Origin of the sequence: Aurantimicrobium sp. (assembly GCF_036667855.1) — a bacterium.
Classification (GTDB): domain Bacteria; phylum Actinomycetota; class Actinomycetes; order Actinomycetales; family Microbacteriaceae; genus Aurantimicrobium.
The window spans coordinates 1-4,102 of record NZ_JAVWTF010000081.1; the positions used below are offsets into that span (position 1 = coordinate 1).

Sequence of the window (4,102 nt, forward strand, 5' to 3'; positions counted from 1 at the left end):
GGCCAACAAGGAAAGCCTCATTGTTGGTGGCACGTTGGTTACGGATTTGGCCAAGTCAGGTCAAATTGTGCCGGTTGACTCCGAACACTCCGCCATCGCACAGGCGCTGGTATCGGGCACCCATGCTGAGGTGCACAGGCTAGTTTTGACAGCATCTGGTGGGCCATTCCGTGGCCGTAGTCGTGAATCCCTTGTGAGTGTCACTCCGCAGGAAGCGCTGGCGCACCCTACGTGGGATATGGGCCTCGTCGTGACCACCAATTCATCCACGCTGGTGAACAAGGGTCTCGAAGTTATCGAAGCTCATCTCTTGTTCGATATTCCATTCGACCGAATTGACGTCACCGTTCACCCCCAGTCGATCGTGCACTCCATGGTCGAGTTCGTGGACGGGTCCACCATCGCGCAGGCATCTCCGCCAGATATGCGACTTCCCATCTCGCTCGGCCTTGATTGGCCACACCGCGTTGCCGGTGTGGGGGAGCCTTTGGACTGGACGAAGGCCCAGAGCTGGACATTTGAACCCCTCGACGAGGAAGCATTCCCTGCGGTGTGGCTTGCGAAGCAGGTTGGTACTGCCGGATCAACCTTCCCTGCCGTATTCAATGCTGCAAACGAGCAAGCCGTGATTGCATTCCACGCTGGAAAGATCGGGTACCTCGACATCCTCACCACGATTCAACGCGTGGTGGACGAGCACACTCCTGAATCGGGTGCGTTGACCCGCGAAGCAGTGCTGGAAGCGGAGAGCTGGGCACGTCGCCGTGCCGATGAAGTTATTGGTGGCTAGCCGTTTCTCGGTTGATTGTCAGATGGTCGGGTTAATCTTTTTCTAATGGATACTTTCTGGCTTTACGTTCTTGGCGTCGTCATCTTCGTGGTGGGTCTGGCGATCTCTATCGGCCTGCACGAAATCGGTCACTTGGTGCCCGCAAAGATCTTCGGCGTACGTGTGGCGCAGTACATGATCGGTTTCGGTCCGACTCTGTTTTCAAAGAAAGTCGGCGAAACCGAATATGGTGTGAAAGCCATTCCGCTCGGCGGCTACATCTCGATGGCAGGTATGTTCCCACCTGGCGATGAGCCCACGGAATCCAACAATAAAGTTCGTCGTCTTTTTGGCAAGCTCGTGCAAGATGCCCGCCAGGCCAGCGACGAATCCATGGTGGATCTCGATCCTTCGAGAGCGTTCTATCACCTACCTGTCTGGAAGCGCATCATCATTATGGTCGGCGGACCATTCATGAACTTGGTGCTGGCTTTTGTGCTTTTTGCCGTTTTGGTGATGGGTTACGGTCAACCCACCTCCACCACCACAGTTGCTGGTGTCACCGAATGCATCACAACCGATGGTGTGCCTCAGGAATGTGGAACAGATACCGTTCCTGCACCTGGCGCGGCAGCAGGGTTGCTCGCAGGTGACACAATCGTGGCGATCAATGGCGCTGAGGTTAACGATTGGACTTCTGGAACTGACATTATTCGTAACTCGGCAGGTCAGCCTCTCACAGTTACCGTGCTACGTGACGGGGTAGAGAAGAACCTCACTATTACCCCAGTAGCGGCACAACGCCCCCTTTATGATGCCCAAGGAAACCCCGTGCTTGATGGTGCCGGAAATCCAATAATTCAAGAAGTGGGATTTGTTGGCATAGCGCCCACGACAACCATGCAAACACAGCCAATCACAGCTGTGTTCCCCATGATGGGACAGAACCTTTCCAGCGTCACCCACATGATTCTGAACTTGCCCCAACGTATGGTCGACATCGGTGAAGCGGCATTCGGTGATGCCGAACGTGATCCCAATGGCCCGATTGGTGTTCTTGGAGTAGGACGAGTAGCCGGTGAAGTGGCAAGTACCGACTTGGTTGCGCCTGATGCAAAGGGTGCGACTCTGATCGGCATCCTTGCGTCGCTGAACATTGCTTTGTTTGTATTCAATATGGTGCCGCTACTGCCTTTGGATGGCGGCCACATCGCAGGTGCGCTGTATGAAGGTGTTCGTCGCCAGATTGCCAAGTGGCGCAAGCGTCCAGACCCAGGTCCTTTTGACACTGCCAAGCTGATGCCGCTCACCCTCTTAGTCGTGCTTGTGCTGGGCTCGATGAGTGCTCTGTTGCTTTATGCAGACATCTTCAAACCTGTCCGCATTTTTGGCTAAACAACTTCAACTGGGACGCGTAAGCTAAAGCCGTGCCAGCCGTGAATTTGGGAATGCCCAAGACCCCTGAAGTCCTTGCTCCTCGCCGTAAATCGCGCCAGATCAAGGTGGGTAAGGTGCTGGTCGGTGGCGATGCCCCCGTCAGCGTGCAGTCCATGTGCACCACCCCCACGACCAACATCAACGCAACCTTGCAGCAGATTGCTGAGCTGACCGCTTCTGGTTGTGACATTGTGCGTGTTGCCGTGCCCAGCCGTGATGACGCAGAAGCGTTGCCCATCATCGCGAAGAAGAGCCAGATTCCCGTTATCGCGGACATCCACTTCCAGCCCAACTATGTTTACGCAGCTATTGATGCGGGCTGTGCTGCGGTTCGTGTGAACCCCGGAAACATTCGTAAGTTTGACGACCAGGTCGGTGAGATCGCTCGCCGTGCTAAAGAAGCAGGCGTCAGCATCCGCATTGGTGTGAATGCAGGTTCTTTGGACCCTCGCCTTCTGGAAAAGTACGGCAAGGCAACCCCTGAGGCCCTTGTGGAGAGTGCTGTCTGGGAAGCCAGCCTGTTCGAAGAACACGACTTCCACGATTTCAAGATTTCGGTCAAGCACAACGACCCCATCGTGATGGTCAAGGCCTATCGTCAGCTCGCTGAACGCGGTGACTGGCCACTCCACCTGGGCGTGACCGAAGCCGGCCCCGCTTTCCAGGGAACAATCAAGTCCTCTACCGCTTTTGGCATCCTCCTTGGGGAGGGAATTGGTGACACCATCCGTGTTTCACTCTCTGCTCCACCTGCCGAAGAGGTCAAGGTTGGTCTTCAGATCCTGCAATCACTGAACCTGCGCGAACGCAAGCTTGAAATTGTGTCCTGCCCCAGCTGTGGCCGTGCACAGGTTGATGTTTACAAACTTGCGAACGATGTCACTGCTGGTCTTGAAGGAATGACTGTTCCACTTCGTGTTGCCGTCATGGGATGTGTCGTCAACGGTCCGGGTGAAGCACGAGATGCTGACCTGGGTGTCGCTTCAGGTAACGGTAAGGGCCAGATTTTCGTCAAGGGTGAAGTCGTCAAGACTGTTCCTGAGAGCGAAATTGTGGCAACCCTGATCGAGGAAGCTAACCGCTTGGCTGCTGAAATGCCTGCCAGCGAAGTGGGCACCGTTCAGGTCATTACGCCCTAATGGACGCTATCTTTACTGGGCCTTTCATCTTTTCGGCCATTTTCTTCTTGGTGCTCATTGGCATCGGAATCGTAATTTTCAGTCGCTTCAAATAAACCCCCTGGGGTATAGCCTTTAAAGGTGACCACAATGGACTACGGGGCAATACAACGGCGCTCTTTGCGCGTCCTCGCCACCGGTCAGGTTCTCGGTGGTCTCGGAATGGGTGCCGCGTTCTCTCTCGGCTCGTTGCTGACGGCCTCTGTTGGTGGTTCACCTGCATTCGCTGGACTATCCGCCACCATGTCGACGCTAGGTACGGCTCTCTTTGCTATTCCCCTTGCGCGTCTAGCTGGTCGGGTTGGACGACGTTTTGCCTTGGCAACCGGAGGTGCGATCGGCCTCGTTGGTGCGATCATGGTCATCGTTTCAGCTTCGCTGAACAACCTCCCGCTTCTACTTGCCAGCATGCTCACCCTCGGTGCTGGTGGTGCCGTGAACTTGCAAACCCGCTTCGCTGCAGCGGATCTGGCAAAGCCAGAAACCCGAGCACGCGATCTGTCTTTGGTGGTGTGGGCAACAACGATTGGTGTTGTTGCAGGGCCAAACCTTGTTGGTCCCGGTGATTTGCTCGGGGAGAAGCTGGGACTTCCAGCTCTCACCGGAGCATTCGCCATTGCGGCGGTTGCCCAGTTACTTTCCGCGATTTTGTATCTCTTTGCACTGCGTCCAGATCCCCTTCTTGTTGCCAGAGCGAGAGCGTCTTCTGAAGGTGGAG

4 protein-coding genes are annotated in these 4,102 nt (G+C 55.5%); all 4 read left to right on the forward strand.

Annotated features, from left to right (window positions below; genetic code table 11):
* Positions 1–790, forward strand: a 790-nt coding sequence (locus RR877_RS09915) for a 1-deoxy-D-xylulose-5-phosphate reductoisomerase (RefSeq protein WP_332628097.1), incomplete at its 5' end; no start/stop codon positions are given.
* Between the two features lie 45 nt (positions 791–835).
* Positions 836–2,164: a site-2 protease family protein gene (locus tag RR877_RS09920; RefSeq protein ID WP_332628098.1), complete on the forward strand. Its 1,329-nt coding sequence runs from the start codon at positions 836–838 to the stop codon at positions 2,162–2,164.
* A gap of 53 nt (positions 2,165–2,217) precedes the next feature.
* The gene (gene ispG / locus RR877_RS09925) at positions 2,218–3,345 is read left to right on the forward strand and encodes a flavodoxin-dependent (E)-4-hydroxy-3-methylbut-2-enyl-diphosphate synthase (protein WP_110232983.1); all 1,128 of its coding nucleotides are present in this window, start codon (positions 2,218–2,220) and stop codon (positions 3,343–3,345) included.
* Between the two features lie 129 nt (positions 3,346–3,474).
* Positions 3,475–4,102 (forward strand): MFS transporter (locus RR877_RS09930; RefSeq protein WP_332628099.1); only part of this gene is annotated, 628 nt, incomplete at its 3' end.